The 19,165-nt window shown below is 42.0% G+C and carries 17 protein-coding genes and 1 tRNA gene; 7 read left to right on the top strand and 11 right to left on the bottom strand.

Annotated features, from left to right (window positions below):
* The first annotated feature begins 17 nt into the window (after positions 1-17).
* From SD449_RS12480 to SD449_RS12470, 3 genes are all read left to right on the top strand, one after another.
* The gene (locus SD449_RS12480; protein WP_318311014.1) at positions 18-977 is read left to right on the top strand and encodes a PorP/SprF family type IX secretion system membrane protein; all 960 of its coding nucleotides are present in this window, start codon (positions 18-20) and stop codon (positions 975-977) included.
* A gap of 45 nt (positions 978-1,022) precedes the next feature.
* Positions 1,023-1,382, top strand: coding sequence for a dihydroneopterin aldolase (gene folB / locus SD449_RS12475; RefSeq protein WP_318311012.1), 360 nt, complete (start codon positions 1,023-1,025; stop codon positions 1,380-1,382).
* 49 nt (positions 1,383-1,431) lie between these two features.
* Positions 1,432-1,502: transfer RNA gene (locus SD449_RS12470), tRNA-Cys, on the top strand.
* Positions 1,503-1,534: 32 nt separating this feature from the next.
* Here the strand turns inward: SD449_RS12470 and SD449_RS12465 are convergent.
* Genes SD449_RS12465 through rnr form a run of 3 tightly spaced genes read right to left on the bottom strand, consistent with a single transcriptional unit; the run spans position 1,535 to position 5,117 of the window.
* Entirely contained in the window at positions 1,535-2,197 is a 663-nt protein-coding gene (locus SD449_RS12465; RefSeq protein WP_318311011.1) for a LysE family translocator, read from the bottom strand.
* Positions 2,198-2,200: 3 nt separating this feature from the next.
* A complete protein-coding gene (locus SD449_RS12460) occupies positions 2,201-2,881 on the bottom strand; it encodes a head GIN domain-containing protein (RefSeq protein ID WP_318311009.1) in 681 nt (226 codons plus the stop codon).
* Positions 2,882-2,933: 52 nt separating this feature from the next.
* A complete protein-coding gene (gene rnr / locus SD449_RS12455; RefSeq protein ID WP_318311007.1) occupies positions 2,934-5,117 on the bottom strand; it encodes a ribonuclease R in 2,184 nt (727 codons plus the stop codon).
* 594 nt (positions 5,118-5,711) lie between these two features.
* On the opposite strand from rnr, the gene SD449_RS12450 reads away from it, so the two are divergent.
* The 3 genes from SD449_RS12450 to SD449_RS12440 are packed head-to-tail and all read left to right on the top strand — an operon-like array spanning position 5,712 to position 7,512.
* Positions 5,712-6,143 carry an RpiB/LacA/LacB family sugar-phosphate isomerase gene (locus SD449_RS12450; RefSeq protein ID WP_318311006.1) on the top strand — a complete coding sequence of 144 codons (432 nt, stop codon included), beginning with the start codon at positions 5,712-5,714 and terminating at the stop codon, positions 6,141-6,143.
* A gap of 5 nt (positions 6,144-6,148) precedes the next feature.
* A complete protein-coding gene (locus SD449_RS12445) occupies positions 6,149-7,072 on the top strand; it encodes a cation diffusion facilitator family transporter (protein ID WP_318311004.1) in 924 nt (307 codons plus the stop codon).
* A complete protein-coding gene (locus tag SD449_RS12440; protein ID WP_318311003.1) occupies positions 7,072-7,512 on the top strand; it encodes a GNAT family N-acetyltransferase in 441 nt (146 codons plus the stop codon). The genes SD449_RS12445 and SD449_RS12440 overlap by 1 nt, the downstream gene beginning before the upstream one ends.
* Positions 7,513-7,561: 49 nt before the next feature.
* On the opposite strand, the gene SD449_RS12435 is transcribed toward SD449_RS12440, so the two are convergent.
* The 8 genes from SD449_RS12435 to SD449_RS12400 all read right to left on the bottom strand — a co-directional run bounded on the left by SD449_RS12435 (position 7,562) and on the right by SD449_RS12400 (position 17,073).
* Positions 7,562-8,170, bottom strand: coding sequence for a hypothetical protein (locus tag SD449_RS12435; RefSeq protein ID WP_318311001.1), 609 nt, complete (start codon positions 8,168-8,170; stop codon positions 7,562-7,564).
* Positions 8,148-9,395, bottom strand: a complete 1,248-nt coding sequence (gene dcm, locus SD449_RS12430) for a DNA (cytosine-5-)-methyltransferase (protein ID WP_318310999.1) — start codon at positions 9,393-9,395, stop codon at positions 8,148-8,150. The genes SD449_RS12435 and dcm overlap by 23 nt, the downstream gene beginning before the upstream one ends.
* Positions 9,396-9,439: 44 nt before the next feature.
* The gene (locus tag SD449_RS12425) at positions 9,440-10,399 is read right to left on the bottom strand and encodes a hypothetical protein (protein ID WP_318310997.1); all 960 of its coding nucleotides are present in this window, start codon (positions 10,397-10,399) and stop codon (positions 9,440-9,442) included.
* A 105-nt stretch (positions 10,400-10,504) separates the two neighbouring features.
* Positions 10,505-12,130: a S41 family peptidase gene (locus SD449_RS12420; protein WP_318310995.1), complete on the bottom strand. Its 1,626-nt coding sequence runs from the start codon at positions 12,128-12,130 to the stop codon at positions 10,505-10,507.
* Entirely contained in the window at positions 12,114-12,566 is a 453-nt protein-coding gene (gene rnpA / locus SD449_RS12415; protein ID WP_318310993.1) for a ribonuclease P protein component, read from the bottom strand. The genes SD449_RS12420 and rnpA overlap by 17 nt, the downstream gene beginning before the upstream one ends.
* Positions 12,567-12,679: 113 nt before the next feature.
* Positions 12,680-14,533, bottom strand: coding sequence for a M1 family metallopeptidase (locus tag SD449_RS12410; RefSeq protein WP_318310992.1), 1,854 nt, complete (start codon positions 14,531-14,533; stop codon positions 12,680-12,682).
* 3 nt (positions 14,534-14,536) lie between these two features.
* On the bottom strand, positions 14,537-16,186 hold the full coding sequence (locus SD449_RS12405; protein WP_318310991.1) for a S8 family peptidase: 1,650 nt from the start codon (positions 16,184-16,186) through the stop codon (positions 14,537-14,539).
* Positions 16,187-16,206: 20 nt separating this feature from the next.
* Positions 16,207-17,073 carry an MBL fold metallo-hydrolase gene (locus SD449_RS12400; RefSeq protein ID WP_318310990.1) on the bottom strand — a complete coding sequence of 289 codons (867 nt, stop codon included), beginning with the start codon at positions 17,071-17,073 and terminating at the stop codon, positions 16,207-16,209.
* 210 nt (positions 17,074-17,283) lie between these two features.
* Here SD449_RS12400 and SD449_RS12395 point away from each other — a divergent pair, with 210 nt between their 5' ends.
* A complete protein-coding gene (locus SD449_RS12395) occupies positions 17,284-19,137 on the top strand; it encodes a cation:proton antiporter (RefSeq protein ID WP_318310989.1) in 1,854 nt (617 codons plus the stop codon).
* The last annotated feature ends 28 nt before the right edge of the window (positions 19,138-19,165 follow it).

The raw sequence follows: 19,165 nt of genomic DNA, 5'->3' as shown, positions 1-19,165 counted from the left end.
TAACCTACTTAGACCTCATGTTAAAAAAAGTATATTCAACTATCTTGTTTGTTTCCTTGGCACTATGTGCCAGGGGACAAGAGTTGACCGTACCCCAATTGTCCCAATATATAGCCGACAATCCATTTTTAATGTCCCCGACATATGCAGGTATCGGTGACCACATTAAAGTGCGTCTCAACGGCCTTACACAATGGGTGGGCATTAAGGATGCACCGGATACACAAACCTTGGCGGCCGATGCCAGGATAGGGAACAGATCAGGGGTGGGAATGCTTCTTTACAACGATAGCAATGGCTATACCAGACAGCGGGGAGCAAGAGTCTCTTTTGCTCACCATCTGACCTTGGACAGATACGATGATATTTTCCTCTCCTTTGGTATCTCCTACAACTTTAACCAGTTCAGGATAGATGTCGAACAATTTGAGGAAGATAATGGGCAATTGCCAACAGATGATAAAGCCACCACCAACCATAACTTTGATCTGGGCGTACTTTACCGTTTTGATAAATTCTTTTTTAGCCTTAATGCGGGCAACGTTCTGAACAAGGACCTTTCCAACTTCAATACCGACATTATCCGTATAGAGCCAAATAAGCTAAGAAACTATTATGTCTACTCCGGTTATAGTTTTTCCAAGAGCAAGAACAGCAAGTTGGAAATAGAACCTTCCGTATTCTTTCAATGGTTTGAAAGTGATGGTAGATCGGTAACCGATTTAAACACCAAGTTCCGGTTCCGCGATTTTGAAGATTACTACTACGTGGGGCTTACCTATCGATTTTTGAACGACCAATTGGGGAAACCGCTCTACATTGCCCCCATTGCAGGGCTTAAAAAGAGTAACTTCTACTTTGGCTACTCCTATCAAGTCATAACCAACGAAATATTGGGTTATAGCACCGGTACACATGTGGTCACCGTAGGTATGGATCTCTTCCAGGGTATAAGTAACTGCCGCTGCATGTATTGATTTAAACCGTTTTACCCTATTTTTGCGCTTTCTTAAAACACAATTTTGGGCAAAATCAGGTTAAAGAACGTTAGAATACATTCCAACCACGGATGTTTAAAGGAAGAAATGCTCATCGGCAGCGATTATCGCGTTGATCTTGAAATTACCGCTGATCTCTCACGACCTGCTGCTTCCGACCAACTTTCCGAAACCGTGGACTATGTCCATCTCAATGATATCATCAAAGAAGAAATGACCGTGCGTTCCAATTTATTGGAACATGTTGCCAAAAGAATTATTGATCGTATTTTTGGAGAAATAAAAGAAGTGGAAGAGGTGGAAGTGGAAGTTTCCAAAATAAACCCTCCCATTGGGGGCGATGTTGAAAGCGTATCCGTTATTTTAAAGAGCCATAGACCCTAAATATTGGTTTGGGTAAGCTAAAAAAAATAGTACATTTGCACTCCAAATTGGCATCGTGGCCGAGTGGCTAGGCAGAGCTCTGCAAAAGCTTGTACAGCGGTTCGAATCCGCTCGATGCCTCAAAACCCAGTACATTGTGCTGGGTTTTTTGTTTAAAGATTCTCTATTCTTTCAATCTCTTCCTGAATATCGAACTTATCCTTAGGTAAAAAACCCTTCGTAATCAATACGATACCGCAAATAATCAGCACAATCCCCAACCCTTTTTTAATGAGCACAATACGTTCTTGCGTCAGATATCTTTTTAACTGTTTCGCCAATACTATCTTTATTAGGTCGGTTCCAAAGTAAATCAGCAGAACGGTACCGAAAAAAACCGTCATTCTATTGGGGCTGTTGTCCAAACTTGGGCCTACCACGATTATCAAACCCAACCAAAAAGCAAGAACACCTATATTGATAAAGTTTAAAAGAAAACCTTTCATCATCAAACCAAGATAAGTTCCTTTGGAGGCCTTAACATTGGATTTTTTCCTTGTTCGCTTAACAAAGAGAAATATTCCGTACACCAACAAAATCATTCCACCAAAAACAAAAAGACCAGGTTCGTTGCTCAAATTTTCCAGCAACTGATAACTACTGAAATAGGCAATCAGTAGAAAAACAATGTCGGCAAAAATTACCCCGATGTCCAAACTTACCCCAGCTCTAAAACCTTTGGTGGCGCTCGTTTCCAATAAAACAAAGAACACGGGGCCAATCATAAAGCTCAACAAAAATCCCAAGGGGATGGCAGCTTGGATATCTTCTATCATTGTTTAGTTTACTCTTTTTATTTTTCCGCCAAAAAGGGTCTGCTCGTCCATTTTTTTAGGGTCGCCGTACACCAGTACTTCACCACCGGCCTTTACATTGGCCTTTACATAATCCGATGCATGGATTTCGGCATTTCCTCCAGCGTTTACATTTATGGTTGTAAATTTTGTTTTGAAATTTCTTCCACTATAGGTACCACCTGTATTGATGATTACGTCCTGGGTGTTCGAAAATCCGCCGGCAAAAATCTTACCTCCGGATATCGCTTTTATCAACAATTGGTCTACCTCACAGTTTATTTCCAGTTCACCGCCTTCTTGTGCCTTAAGTTCCAAAATATCCTGAACATACGTATCATCGGAAGAAATCCTGGCATCTTCATTCACATCTATGACTACCAGTTCCTCCGAATGGTATAGATCCACATAGGTCCGATACCCACTAAAAATCTTGATGATCTCCATCCTTATTTTCAACACACCATCATTGTTCACGATAGCCACATTATTGGTATTGGCTCCGGTGATAACGGCTTTGTTCACATTGGATTTTATCAAGTTGATGGATATTCCATCAAATCCCTTGACCTCGGTGAATTTTTGTAGGCTTTTTGTAATAGTGGCATCCTGCGCTTCAACGCATTGAAGGGTGAGGAACAAAATAACAATCGTAATTACTTTCATGTTATAAAAATTTGGCTCTCAATAGGATAACAAATTTTATTCCAAAATAGTATTATTTCTTCTTGCCGATAAGTGCAAAGTCCAAATGGCGTTTGACCAAATCGGTGCTCTTTACCATCACATAGACTTCATCGCCCAATTGGTACATTCTCTTGGTCCGCTCTCCGATTATGGCATACTGGCGCTCATCGAATACGTAGTAATCGTCCTTGATATCGCGGATACGGACCATTCCCTCGCATTTGTTTTCCACAATCTCCACATAAATCCCCCATTCCGTAACTCCAGAGATTACCCCAAGAAATTCCTGGTCCTTGTGGTCTTCCATAAACTTGATCTGCATGTACTTAATGGAATCCCTTTCGGCATTGGCGGCCAAAACCTCCATGTTCGAGGAATGTTTACATTTCTCCTCGTAATATTCGGCCTTCGGTGTCTTTTCCTTGTCCAGATAATGCTGTAACAAACGGTGTACCATTACATCCGGATATCGCCTGATTGGCGAGGTAAAATGGGTGTAGTATTCAAACCCGAGCCCATAGTGGCCAATATTCTCCGTGGTATAGGTGGCCTTGCTCATACTCCGAATGGCCAAGGTATCCACCAAGTTCTGTTCTTTTTTGCCCTTAACGTCCTCCAATAACTTATTTAGGGACTGATTGATGGCTTTATTGTCCTTCAGGTTGATACTATGTCCAAATCTGGAAATAACCCCGTTCAGGGCCATTAATTTATCCTCGTCAGGCTTATCGTGCACCCGGTAAACAAATGTTTTCTTCTGTTTGCCAATAAACTCGGCAACCTTTCTATTGGCCAATAGCATAAACTCCTCTATGAGCTTGTTGGCTTCTTTTGCTTCTTTAAAGTAAACCCCTAACGGAACATTATTTTCGGACAAGTGAAATTTCACTTCTATTTTATCAAAAGAAATGGCCCCGGCATCCATACGTGCCTGCCGCATAATCTTTGCCAATCTATCAAAAGTAAGAACGGCATCCACAATGTCATCCGAAACAGCATAAGCATTTTCCCTAATGGATATTTCTTTGGGTATACGGTTCTGCTTGGTTTCTATAATGTGCTGCGCCTCCTCGTAGGCAAAACGTTCGTTGGAATTTATGGCCGTTCTACCGAACCATTGTTTTACCAATCGAGCGTTATCGTCCATTTCAAAAATGGCGGAAAAGGTATATTTTTCTTCATTTGGCCTCAGCGAACATGCTTTGTTGGACAATACTTCGGGTAACATGGGTACCACACGGTCCACCAGATATACCGAGGTGGCACGGTCGTATGCTTCGTCCTCCAGCACGGTATCGGGCTGTACATAGTGGGAAACATCAGCAATATGAATCCCTATTTCGTAGTTTCCGTTCTCCAATTTTTGGAAAGAAAGTGCATCATCAAAATCCTTCGCATCTTTGGGATCGATGGTAAATGTGAGCACATCCCGCATATCCCTTCGTTTGGCTATTTCCGATTCCTTGATAGAGGTATCCAAAGTTTTGGCAAACTCCTCCACTTCATACGGAAATTCATGTGGAAGTCCATATTCTGCCAATATTGAATGTATTTCGGTATTGTGCTCTCCCGGTTTTCCCAATACTTCGATCACTTCTCCGTATGGCGAATCGGCATCGTCCGGCCAATTGTTCAAATTGACCAATACCTTATCACCATCGTTGGCTTTTTTAAGCTTGTCCAACGGCACAAAAATATCCGTGTACATTCTTGAATCGGTAGGTCTAACAAATGCAAACCTTGGCTGTTTGTCCACAATCCCCACATAAGAGGATTTTTTTCTTTCGAGCACCTTGGAAATCTCCCCTTCCATCTTTTTGCTCTTTCTCCGGGGCTTTATAAAAACTTCCACAGTATCTCCATGAAAGGCCCTGTTCAAGTTGTTGTTCGCCACAAAAATATCGTCATCCAACTCGTCCACAACAATATAAGCGTTCCCACTGGTGGTAAGATCTACCCTCCCCGTGAAATATGTATGCAATGATGGCTTTTTTTGGTACTTGCCCCTTTCGGGCTCGGCAATACGTTCGCTTGCTTTTAATTGTCCCAAACGCTTGATCAAAAGGTTCCTATCCTGGGTGTCGGATATCTCCAATTTTGAAGCTATCTGCTTGTAATTAAAGGTTTTGGATGGTTCTTTTTCCAGTACGGTGAAAATGCCCTTCGTAATTTCATTCTTTCGCTGACTACCAGCCCTCTTCTTTTTCTTTGACATTAACGTCCTTATTTTTTTGAAAAATACAAATTATAATCCTTGAGCAACAAGGAATGGAAGAGTAATCTCAAAACAAATGCAACTTTATCAACAATTATCAATATTATACTTTTTCTTCTTTTTTAAATTTTATTAAAATGATGATTATGATGGATCGTTGAAATGTGGAATAAAATTATAGTTAAAAGTTTGGTTTGAACGATCAAAATAATTTGTTCACAATTTGTCAGACAACAAAAAAATTAAAAATCAAACGATTAGATTTTTTGTGCACGGTTTTTAATAACCGTTATCAACATCAATTTATTGAAAAGTTAATGTCTCTTTAATGTTAATTACCGACAAAAAATGTTTCATATTGGTTGATTAATTTTTGATGGATTATCGCTCCAATATCAAATAATTATTTCCATTGATCTATTTACCGAGAAAACAAAATTTGATTACCAATAATTGTCTTAAAATAATTAACAAAACAGGGGTGTTGTTAATAGGTTGTTTATGAAGCATATGTAAAAATCGCTTTCATATTATAAACAATGTAACATGAAAAGATATTGTACCTTTGTTAGGCATCCATTTTAATACTAAACCATGAAAATAGCAATAGGAAACGACCATGCGGGTACCGATTATAAATTGGCAATAATAGGTATGCTAAAATCCAAGGGGATAGAAGTTGTAAATTACGGTACCGATGGTACCGATAGTGTGGATTACCCTGATTTTACCCATCCGGTAGCCACCGATGTGGCCGAAGGAAAAGTGGATTTTGGCATTGTATTGTGCGGTAGTGGCAATGGTGCTACCATGACTATAAACAAACATCAAACTGTACGAGGGGCCCTTTGCTGGAACAAAGAGATCACCCAACTGGCCAGAGAGCACAACGATGCGAACATATTGAGCCTGCCTGCACGTTTTATTTCGCTTCCACAGGCATTGGATATGGTGGAGACTTTTCTAAAAACAGAATTCCAAGGAGGTAGGCACGAAAGAAGGATTGAAAAAATACCGTGTAGATAAACATTATGGGGCACCACCATCATCACGGACATTCCCATTCCCACGACCATTCTGATCTAAAAGGAAGGAACCTCCTTATTTCCATTTTTCTGAACATAGGAATTACCATTGCGCAGATTGTGGGAGGACTGCTTTCAGGAAGTTTGGCCTTACTATCGGATGCCCTTCATAATTTTAGCGACGTACTCAGTTTAGTGATAAGTTATGGAGCCAGGAGATTGGGAAAAAGAAAAGCATCTGCCCTAAAGACCTTCGGTTATAAACGTGCCGAAATTTTGGCAGCTTTCATCAATGCCGCCACACTTGTGGTAGTGGCCATAATTTTGATGAAAGAAGCTGTGGAAAGATTGATAACCCCACAAGAAATAGAATCCAATCTGGTAATCTGGTTGGCCTTGATAGCCATTGCCGGTAACGGATTCAGTGTGTTGTTGCTGAAGAAGGACTCCAACGACAACATGAACATGAAATCTGCCTATTTGCATCTGCTTACCGATATGATGGCCTCCGTAGCGGTATTGATTGGGGGTATTTTGATGAAATATTTTCAAATTTATTGGGTCGATGCCATTTTGACTATGATCATAGGAATTTATTTGATCTACATGGGATATGATCTTTTGAAGGAATCTACCAAAGTATTGATGCTTTTTACCCCAAAATCCGTAGTGATACAAGATATTGTGGAATCCATCTGTACAATAGATCAAGTAAAAAATGTGCACCACGTGCATATTTGGCAACTCAATGAAGACGAGGTACATATGGAGGCCCATGTGGATTTTAAGCAGGATATCAAGATTTCCGAGTTCGATAGTATTTTGGAAGAAATTGAGGAACATGTTTACCATAAACACGGTATCAACCATGTAAATATTCAGCCGGAATTCGATAAATGCGATTCCAAAAGTGTAATAGTGCAAGATTAATGCAAGTATCCGTTAAAACTTTTGATGAACTCTCCACTACGGAGCTCTACCAAATTCTGCGACTCCGCAGCGAGGTTTTTGTGGTGGAACAAGATTGCGCATACCAAGATGTGGACAACAAGGACCAAAAGGCAATCCATGTATTGGGCATAAAAGAAGGGGAAATAGTCGCGTATACACGAATCTTTGGACCGGGCGATTATTTTAAAAATACAAGTATTGGCAGGGTAGTTGTAAGCAAGAATCAGCGTAAATATGGTCTGGGAAAAGAGATTATGCAGGCATCTTTGGTAGCCATAGATCAAAGATTTCCGAATAGTGCTATTGAAATATCGGCACAATCCTACTTATTAAAGTTTTATACAGAATTAGGTTTTACGGCCTTTGGTGATGAATACCTGGAAGATGGCATTCCCCACCGAAGGATGTTGAAAGCATAAATTATTTGAAGTGCATTTCTGGAAAGGTAGGAATGACCACATGAACGGATTAAACCAACCTTTTTGCCACACCTATATTCTTTAAGTAATCCAATTTTAGTACAAGATTTATGGGTTTTTCCGCTTTGTTTTTGGTAGAAAAGAACAGATACCCCTCGGATTTTTCATTCAATTTATCCAAATGCAGCTTTCCGTTTATACCCTTCTTTGTAGCAATTAATTTTTCCAAATATGATTGGTTCAATCCTGATCGGTCCAGATGTTGGATCAGCTTGTTTCGGTTTACAAAAGTGATATTGCAGGTCGTGAAGGTATTTGCTTCATCCGAAAAAATGCTGGTCACTAAGGCATAAAAATCGGTCCTTTTGGTAGCATCGAATAACCATCCTTGTTTTTGCACACCGTTCTTTTGGTAAAAAAGTTCAAAAGCAAAAGTGGGCAAACGTTCGTTGATGTAATCCAGTTGTGCCTTTTCATCAACATAATACTGCTTTTCCGAGATTTTGTCCTTTAGGACAAGGTCTATTCCCTGAAGTTGTTTTCTCATCTGGAAAACACGCTCAAAGTGGTATTGCTTTAAGTGTTTTTTATAATAGGAATCCAGTAAGTGGGCCAGTTTTTTTTCGTTGGATAGATCAGTTTTGAACTTGCTTTTCAATTTGGGATATTTTCTGGAACAGGGAAGCACCTACTTGTTCCACTATTCCCACCACAAGAGCGTTGCCCATAAAAAAAGCGCGTTTGGCATCCGAGATACCCTCCAGTTTTGTGTGATTGTCCGGAAACATGTTCAACCGTTCCAATTCAATAGGTAAAAGTCTTCGCAGTCCCTTGGAGGTCCGGACCACGTGCTTGAACCGGGAAGGGGATATACCGCCCTCTCCGGTTATTATAGTTCTGGAAGGTTGATCAAGAGCATCGGGAAACACCATGCTTCCCTCGCTATAATTATATTCAAAACCGGTTTTGGTCTTTCTTGTTTCTTTTTTGGAGCCTTTTAAATATTCCCATTTTGGTAAATCGGCTTCATCAATAAAATATTCAGAGGGAAGGGAACCGGTTTCTAAAATATCGGAAAGTACGGTCCGCTGTCCGCTATAAACAGGCGTAGTTTTTATTGATGTCACCTTTCCGTCCACGCAAATACCGGAATTTAGAAAGGGAGAAAGACCCCTGTCCTTATTAAAGTTGTTCGATAGCGAGACCAAGTCTTTTTCCAAATCAAAAGTAATGGGACTAGTTGTTGATGAGGCAACAGGAAAAGCAGCATAAAACGGGCTCTTGTCCAATATCCATTCTTCAACAGGCGTTTGCTCCAAGTTTTGATGGATTAGGGAACCTTTTAGATAGGCCAGAAAAAAAACGCGCCTTCGGCGCTGTGGCATTCCATACTCTGCCGCATTTATTACGCGCCATTCCACAGCATAGCCCAAGTCCGACAAACTGCGTAGCATAACGGCAAAATCGCGCCCACGCTGTGAGGAAGGCGATTTTAAAAGACGGTCCACGTTCTCCAAAAAAAGATATTTGGGCTTGTTCTTTTTTTCTGAAAGTATCCGGTGGATAGACCACCACAGCACCCCTTTTTTTCCAATGAGTCCTTTGGAGTTTTTGAGGCTGGTAGCCACCGAGTAATCTTGACAGGGAAAACCGCCCACCAAAATATCGTGATCAGGAATATCGTCGGTCTTCACAGTTTCAATATCGTGATTAGTATGGTTTTTGGCCCCAAAACGGGCCTCATATACCAAGGAGGCATGTTGCATTTTGGTGGAAGGCTCCCATTGGTTGCTCCACACTACTTTGTAGTGGCCAGTATTTTCCAAACCTAAACGGAATCCTCCAACTCCGGCAAAAAGTTCACAGACTTTTAGTTTTTGCATGCCCAAAAATAGGATTTATTCCTTCTTTTTTGATGTTTAAAACATTATCCAAAAACGTCTTGATAAAAAGAGAGAATAAATACCACCGAAAAAACGAACACTACCATTAAAAAAAGCTTGTTGAGAAAGCGGATAAAATCCTGAGATTCCAAGTTTTCAGTAATTCGGGATACAGATGGTTCATTGGGAAGGTACATAACTTCCAATTGATCGATTTCCGACGGAGATGCGGTATCTGTTTTCTCCAGAATCTTTTTGTCAACCCCTTCAATTTTTTGTCCCCAATGATTTTTAAAAACATAGGAAAAATGAAAAACAGGGTCCTTTTTAATGGATGTTCCCGCATGCTTGTAGTTAACAACTGCTGCTTTGGTTCCGACACCATAGTATAAAAGATTCCAATTTTGTTCCATTGTTTTTCCGTTGACCACCACACCGACCTTTTGTAGCAGAAAATATAGAAGAACACTTATTCCAATAAAGATTAGACCCATTTCCCATGAGGTCGATGTCTTGAAGACACCTTCATACCGATACCTTGCCGAGAATATTTTTTCCAGGGCCTCTCCCATAAGGATATAACTGCCAGAAACGAAAATGATAAGTTTGATAACGCAGAGAACGACCATGGCAAAGGAAAAACGGCACATTTCCTGGGAAAGAAAAATAGGGTCCTTGGGTTTTCTGGCCACGTTGAGCCCTACAGGAATGGTTTTATCGGGTTTGAATCTTTCTAAATGGGGCTTAGTGTCCCAAACCCGTATCTTTCTGTGGATATAGTACCCGGAAAAATTCTCGAATAAGACCATAAGCTCCAACAATGGCTTTTTCCCCTGCTTTATGGTACTTACCGAAATAATGGAGGCTTCTTTGGTGGTGGTCGACCCAGTTTTTCGGTTTTTCAGAATACAAAAAGACCTCGAAAAACAATTGTTCATTAAATGATATAGCCAAAAGAGCAGGGTAATCCCGACAAGTGTCAGTGTCAGTAATGTGTAGGTCATTTACAAGTTTTTAGTCAAGGTAACATCAAAAACTTGACTTTAGCCCCAAAACTTGACGGTTGCAGGATATGGAATTGATGGATAGCCCTTATGAGTTGTTGAGCATTATTTTAAGATGCTCGAATACTTGTTCCCGTCGGCCAATAATTCCTTGGCCGTTAGGATGGCATCATCATGACTCAAATAGTATTTATAAAGACCATCTCGATAAAAGTATCGAGTAATGATTTCGTCTTCCAGTGTCTTCTGTATCTCATTTTTATAGGTGTCGAGCGCTTCGATTTTTCCGCGGTTTACCGCCAACAAAAGGTCTTTGTACTTTTCTTGTACCTCTGGGCCCAACAAGGTATCATCATTGTTGATGGTTTCCTCCAGTACCTTTTCGGTTTTGGTCTGGTAGGAGAAATTCTGTTTCGCTACAAAGTCCTTAAAAGATTCGTAATCTGCTTCTGAAAAACTGAAATTTTCAACCGAACTGAAATCGTGACCATAAAAATAGTTGGTCGCAAAATCGAACACAATATTGTTTGCCTCCAACGCATCTATAAGCGAGTTGGTTTTTAATGATTTTATGCTGATATCCGGCATAACACCGCCCCCGTCTTGGACCTTTCTCCCGTTTCGGGTGGTAAATTCTTTAAAATTGGTGTTCCGTACAGCATTGCCTTCTGCATCCCGGTTCCAATAGTCCAAGGACTGGATACATCGGCCTGAAGGAGTATAGTATCTGGAAATAGTGACCTTTAATTGTGTGCCATAGGTTAGCTTTAAGGGGCGCTGCACGAGTCCTTTTCCAAAACTCCGCGCACCAACAATTACGGCACGGTCCAGATCCTGCAATCCACCAGAGACGATTTCACTGGCGGAAGCACTTTTTCCGTCCACCAGAACCACCAGTGGAATTTCCTCGTCTTCGGGTTGGTTCTTGGTTCTATATTCTTGATTGAACTTTTTCACTTTGGATTTTGTGGTAACGATCAATTCACCTTTGGGCACAAAAAGGTTGGTTACGTTGATGGCTTCGGACAATAGCCCTCCCGGATTGCCCCTTAGGTCCAGAACCAGCCGTTCCGCCCCTCGACCTTTTAAATCTTGCATGGCGGACTGCGTTTGTTTGGAAGCTTTACTGTTAAAGCGGGCCAAAACGATATATCCCGTTTTGTCATCTATCATATCATAAAAAGGAACGGCATCGACCTCAACGCCCTCTCGGGTAATGGTGGCGGTCTTTGTTTCTCCCTGTCTTAAAAAGGTGACCTCCACATTGGAATTATTGGCTCCTTTCAGCAATTCTCCGGCATTATCGTCGAAATCGGACACCAAGGTTTCCCCAATTTTAATGATTTCGTCTCCAGCTTTTAATCCGGCCTTGTCCGCAGCATATCCTTCGTAGGGCTCCACAATGACCAGCTTGTTTTGGTAAGAACGGACCAGTGCACCAATCCCAGAGTACTCCCCAGAATTATTGATTTTGTAGGACTCAACATCCTGCTCGTTCAAGAACTGTGTATAGGGGTCCAGTTCGTCCAACATATTTTTTATGGCCGAATCCATCAACTCTGCTGGGTTGGTCTCGTCCACATAATTCATATTGAGCTCTTTAAAGAGCGTGGTAAAAATCTCGATCTGTTTGGCAATCTCAAAAAAGTCGCTTTTGAAACTACTGGCACCGATTAAAACGGCGAATGCCAAAACGGGAATCAAAACCTGCTTTTTAATCAATCTTTTCATTGAATTCTTTTTTTAAAAAGGCCTCTAAAAGCTTTTTCACGGCCACATTTACTTCCTCAAAACTTGGGGTCTTCTTGCCAAGGTATAAAAATATGAACGCAAAATTTCCCTCAATGTTGTTAAAAATAAGGGGTTTGTTGAGCCTATAAGCTTCTCTTAAAAGTCGTTTTATTCGGTTGCGCTCCACAGCCGTCTTAAACCGTTTCTTTGGGGCCACAACAGCAACTTTTATCGAAGCCCCATCTTTATGATCGGTGTTGAGGTATATGAGTTTAACGGGAAATGCCTGAAGGTTTTTGCCTTCGGTAAAAAGGGCCTCGAAAAGCTTCTTGTTGGTGAGCTTTTCTTTTTTTGGAAATGAATAGTTTAGGGTGTCCCCTTGAGTGGACCTTAGGGGAGTATTAGTATCGTTTGAATCTGTATTTTCTTCAGACATTATGATGGAGACTAGTTCTTTGGAAAGGTCAAATTACTTAAATAAATCTGAGATTAAATGAAAAAGGGCGGCACAAACGGCCACCCCTTGTTGTTCTGTTAAAGGAAAGCTGCTTATTCCTCTGCTTGATAAACATTGTTTTCTCCATCCACATCTGCCATTAATTGTGATGGGTCTATCATAATGGCCTGGACATTGTCCAAGGGCATGTCCAAAGTAAATTCATATGTTGGGTAAGCCCACGGCCAATCTTCCAGAACGGTGCGTTTAAGGTTTGGGTAGGGATTGTCTTTTTCCCCATACATCATGCGCAATGGAACGTAATAGGTTTCCTGCGTTCCATCTTTGCCAACGACCAAAATATCCAAGGGCATGGGCATTTCTCCGATACGCTCCAAAGTTACCTTGGTCTTGTTCCCATCGGCATCAACACTTTTTATACCATAATCAATGGTGTTCGTGGTCTTTGTCCAGTCGGTCAAGTACCAATTGAGCTCCATACCCGAAACTTTTTCTGCAGTTCTTTTAATATCGTTCGGCACAGGGTGCTTGAACTTGAAATCCTGAAAATACTTTTGAATGGTTTCCATTAGCTTATCCTGCCCGATCACATACCCCAATTGAGAAAGGAATATGGAACCTTTGCTGTAAGCGGCAACCCCGTACGCAAAATTGGTGGTGTACCTATCTGCATGTGTGGTCTGTGGCAATTCCAGACCTGAGTTTACCAATGCGTAGTATCCTCTGTACGACCCTTCAAATGGGTTTTGCTTGTTCTGCTCCATAATTTGGTTCATGCACAGGCTGCTGATGAAGGAGGTAAACCCTTCATCCATCCATTCGTGCTCGGATTCGTTGGTGGCCAGTACGTGCTGGAACCATGAGTGAGCCATTTCATGTACCATTACCCCGACCAAACTTCCAAATTCACGTTCGCCTGTAATCAAGGTGCTCATGGCATATTCCATTCCGCCATCACCGCCCTGCACTACGGAATATTGTTTGTAAGGATATTTGCCCACATTGTTGCTGAAGAACTTCATCGCTTCCGCTGTTTTTGGTTGAAGTTTTTTCCAGTTTTCATTGAACTCAGGGTTGTCTTTGTAGAAGAAATGAAGCGTGGGCCCATCTTCCATTTCGTAAGTGTCATGGATATATTCCGGGTCGGCTGCCCACATAAAGTCGTGAACGTTTGGAGCCTTAAAATGCCAGGTCAAGGTTTTGCCCTTGGTTTTTACTTTAGTCCCGGGAGTTTCATATCCATGACCAATTTCTTGTGGATTTTGAAGATATCCAGAGCCACCAACTGTATAATCCTTGTCCAAGGTGATTTTTACATCGAAATCACCCCAAACACCATGGAATTCGCGAGCGATGTACGGATTGGGATGCCATCCTTCAAAATCATATTCTGAAAGTTTTGGGTACCACTGGCTCATGGAAAGTGCGACACCTTCTCTACTATTTCTTCCGGAACGCCTTATTTGAAGAGGGACTTGGCCCTCAAACGTCATTTCGAGCGTTGTTTTGCCTCCGGCAGGAATCGGGTTTGCCAAATCTACGACTAGAATGGTCCCTTCTTCCGAATATGAAACGGGTTGTCCATCCTGGGTTAGGGATTTGGCGTGCAAATATCCCATCTCACTTTCGGAAAGTGATGCAATCCTACTTTTTCCGTCTTCCATCATCCTATTGTCGGGGTCCTTAATGTTCTGCAACCGAATGTCCATTTCACTTCCCGGTTGAAAGGCATTGAAGTATAAGTGATAGAAAACCCGGTCCAGTTCGTCGGGAGAATTGTTGGTGTAAACCAGCTTTTGGGTCCCGTTGTACTGGAATGTCTTCACGTCCATGTCCACCTCCATGGTGTAATCAACGTGCTGGAGCCAATCACAAGTGCTTTGTGCACTTAAGATAAGACTCAATCCGAAAAATGTAGAAAAAAATATAGATCGTAAACGCGTCATAATTTATTTTGAATTACTTTCTAAGGTCATTTTACCATTGGAAATATTGTCCGCTAAAATTAGGGCATTGTAGGCATTTACCATTTTGCCCGACTTGGAAATTTTGTCGAACGTGGTGGCCTTGGTCTGGTCACCGGCCACAATTACCGATGCTTTTGTTCTTAAACCAGACTGCATGATGATGTTCTTTACTTGGGGCGCTGATAGGTCCGGATAATGGGAACGTATCAGTGCGGCGACCCCTGCTACTGCAGGTGCTGCCATGGAGGTCCCGCCCTGAAACTCGTAGGCGCTGTTGGGCATAGTGGAATAGATTTCGTCACCAGGAGCAAATACATCCACATTTTGGCTGCCGTAGTTTGAGAAAGAGGCGACCATATTGGAACCGTATTTACTTGAAAGCGCCCCAACCGTGATCATATTGTCCACAAATTCGGTATCCCCGAATTTATGGTCGTTTGGATAGTTCTTGTTTTCAGGGTCTTCCAAATCGTTACCATCGTTCCCCGCGGCATGCACGATCAAAACATCCTTTGAGGCTGCATATTGAATGGCGTCGTACACCCATTCGGCTTTCGGGGAAAATGCCTTGCCAAAGCTACAGTTGATTATGGAAGCACCATTGTCCACGGCATAGCGGATGCCCAAGGCGATATCCTTGTCATATTCATCACCATTGGGAACGGCCCTTATGCTCATTATTTCAACATTGTTGGCCACACCATCCATTCCTATTCCATTGTTTCTTTTGGCCGCAATGATTCCGGCAACGTGCGTACCATGGCTTTCGGTATCCACATGGTTTTTTGGGTTTCCATCTCCATAGGGAACATCGGTGATGTCATAAGGATCGTCGCCTACGGGAGCCCTTCCGTTGAAGTCTTTGTTGAGGTTGTAGTTTACCTGATCGGAAAAATATGTGATCCCTTCTTCCAGTTCTTCAAGAACTTGGGGAATACTGTCCCCGTAAGTGAACATTTGGGTCAAAACGGCGACACTTTGCTCCATTTGGGATGTTTTGGGCTTTATGGAGAGTAGGTCTTCTTTTGTGTATGACTCTTTTCCCAATTCGGTCTTCACGAGTTCGTCGGCACCTTTCACCACTTGAAAGATTTGCTCATATTGCTGTTTGTTCTGAAGCGCTTCCGGATATTCTTTGTCCAACAGCAGTCTGCCTTCCGCTCTTTCGGAGGCATCTCCCACGTTCAATCGCAGCATCCTGACATATTCCAGCTGTTCATTATAGGCATCTCCCAAAAAATTGTAGCCGTGTATATCGTCCACATATCCATTGCCGTCATCATCCTTGCCGTTATTGGGAATTTCGTCTGCATTGGTCCAAAGAACACCTTTTAGGTCTTCGTGCTCCAAATCCATTCCAGAATCCAGTACCGCGACCACAATGGTTTCCCCTTTTTTGTTCTTAAGGATTTCATTATAGGCCCTGTCCACGCTCATACCTGGAATGGTGTCCGCAATAAGGTCAAGATGGCCCCAATGTTTCTTCTCGGCCTCGGTAAGCTCAGAAATTTTGAGGGGAACTGCATCAATGTTCTCAACAGGGGTCGAAACCAGAGCGGTAGAACCACAGCCCATTAAAAATAGCGCAGCGGATACAGATAGAAATGAAAGTTTGTTATATGTGCGATTCATAGAAGTTGAAAAAAATAAGATTATTTTGTTTTGAATAGTTCATCATAGGAAAACAGTTGGTCCAGCCTAGCTCCTTTTTCGGTACGTTTTAGGGAACAAATCTGGTTATGGGCATCATGCTCGAACAACAAGAGCCAATTGTTTTCAGCAGCTTTATTTAAAAATGATTCTTTCTCTTTTAAAGTCAATAAGGGTCGGGTGTCGTACCCCATCACATAGGGCAATGGAATATGGCCCACGGTGGGAATAAGGTCCGCCACAAAGACCAAGGTCTGATTTTTATAGGTTAGGTGGGGCAGCATTTGCTTGTCCGTGTGCCCATCAACAAAATGGATGCCGAAACCGAGCTCGGAATTGTCCAAAAAGGACGATTCTTTCCTGTCCACAAAATGCAATTGCCCGCTCTCTTGCATGGGCAAAAGGTTTTCTTTTAAAAAGGAAGCTTTTTCCCGTGCGTTTGGCTGTGTAGCCCACTCCCAATGGTCTTTATTTGTCCAGAACTTTGCGTTTTTAAATGCGGGCTCGTACCCTGATCGGTCCTTGTTCCATTGGATTGACCCTCCACAATGATCAAAATGCAGGTGTGTTAAAAAGACATCGGTTACATCATCCCGATGAAAACCTGCTTTTGTGAGAGATTTGTCCAAAGAATGGTCGCCCCAGAGATAATAGTAACTAAAAAATTTTTCGGATTGCTTGTTCCCGAGTCCGTTGTCGATCAAAATAAGCCTGTCACTATCTTCGATCAAAAGACATCGGGCGGCAAGATCAATCATATTGTTGTTGTCCGCAGGGTTGGTCCTGTTCCATATCGATTTTGGCACTACACCGAACATGGCACCGCCATCCAACTTAAAATTACCGGTCTCTATGGGATAAATTGTCATTTGGAAAATAAAATGGGCTGCAAAATAAGAAAAGCACCACCCAATTGGCGAAAAAATAAAGATATATTGGCCGTATTTTAACAAAATGGGGACGAGTTTCATGAATTCCAGTGGCAATCCCACGTTTTGGACGTTCTTAATCCAATCGGTGGGCCGGGTGAAGAATGATTATCTAAAAGAAAAGCAGTAAATTTCCACAAAACTTGAACCATGCTCGAACTTGCTGGAATCATAATTCTTGGCATTATTGCCCAATGGGTGGCTTGGCGATTTAAACTGCCGGCAATTTTGCCTTTGATATTGATCGGACTGCTCGTTGGACCGATAGCAACCTTATATACTGAAGACGGGTCCAAACTGATCGAACCCATTTGGAATGGAGAAAAAGGACTTTTTCCGGGCGATGGGCTCTATTATTTCGTGTCCTTGGCCATTAGTGTCATCCTGTTTGAAGGAGGACTGACCCTTAAAAGGGCGGAGATATCCAATGTTGGTCCGGTAATCACCAAATTGATCACCATAGGTACCATTGTCACATTTTTCGGGGCAGGCGTTTCGGCACACTACATTTTTGGTCTTTCTTGGCAGATATCCTTTTTGTTTTCTGGATTGATCATTGTTACCGGACCTACGGTAATCACTCCGATTTTAAGAAACATTCCCCTCAAGAAAGACGTTTCCGCTGTTTTAAAATGGGAAGGCATTTTGATAGATCCCATTGGGGCCTTGGTCGCGGTATTGGTGTTCGAGTTCATCAGTGTTGGCGAAGGCCAGGCCTTTACACAGACTGCGTTAATCGAGTTTGGAAAAATTATATTGTTCGGGACCACATTTGGTTTCACATTTGCCCATGCTTTGGCGTTTGCCATCAAAAGGGATTTTATACCGCATTACCTGCTCAACGTGGTCTCTTTATCCACCGTTCTTTTGGTATATGTGGAGTCCGACCTTTTTGCACATGAATCGGGGCTATTGGCGGTCGTGGTCATGGGAATGGTGCTGGGCAACATGAAACTTCCGAACATCAAGGAACTGCTTTACTTTAAAGAGTCACTTAGTGTGTTGTTGATATCCATATTATTTATCCTCTTGGCGGCCAATATCAACATCAGCGATATGGAATTGATATACAACTGGAGAACGTTGGCCCTTTTTGCGGTCATAGTGTTCATCATAAGGCCGGTGGGCGTTTTTCTGAGCGCACAAGGCTCCAATCTAAAATTCAACGAAAAGCTGTTTATTGGCTGGGTGGGTCCACGAGGTATTGTGGCCGCAGGTATTGCTTCGCTTTTTGGTTCCAAATTGATGCAGCGCGGCGAAACAGGGGCAGAATATATTACGCCATTGGTTTTTATGATTGTTTTGGGAACGGTGCTCTTAAATGCCACAACGGCACGTTTGTTTGCCAAACTTGTAGGAGTGTTTTTGAAAAAGTCCGAAGGCATTTTGATTATAGGCGCGTCCAAACTATCCCGATTGATTGGAAATTATTTAAGAAAGAACAACAGGCACGTTGTATTGATCGATAACAACCAAAACAATGTGGAAAGGGCCAAAAAATTGGGACTTGAAGCAATAACGGCCAATATTTTCTCCGATACCCTCACCGATAACATCGAGCTCAACGATATGGGGTATTTAATGGCTTTGACCGGCAATTCCGATATTAACAAGTTTGCGATAAATAAGTTTCAAAGACAATTCGGGGAGAACGGGGCCTTCAGGCTTGTAAACACAGAAGAGGTGAACGACCCGGACAATAATCCAAAAGAAGGACTTTTTTCGCATACCGATGACTTTATACAATTAATGGACACGGTTCGCAAGCACCCTACCATCCATGAAATTGATTTGGATGACAAGGAGCACTATGATAAGCTGATCGACATTACCTACGAAGAGCGAGATATTGTTCCATTGTTCACCAAATCCCCGGATGGCAGTATTGAGATAATCCCCGCCAACAGTAAAGACTTTACCCCAAAAGGTGAGGGCTATAAATTGGTTTATTTGGGGAAAGAAATAGAAGAGACAAAAGAGGAAAAGAATCCAGAGAAAAAGTAAAATTGTTTTCTGAAGAAGAATCGAAAAT

The sequence above is a fragment of the Flagellimonas crocea genome, from assembly GCF_033441595.1.
In the GTDB taxonomy this organism is placed as follows: Bacteria; Bacteroidota; Bacteroidia; order Flavobacteriales; family Flavobacteriaceae; genus Flagellimonas; species Flagellimonas crocea.
The sequence above is the reverse complement of the archived record's forward strand: the minus strand, read 5'-3'. Positions and strand labels throughout refer to the sequence as shown.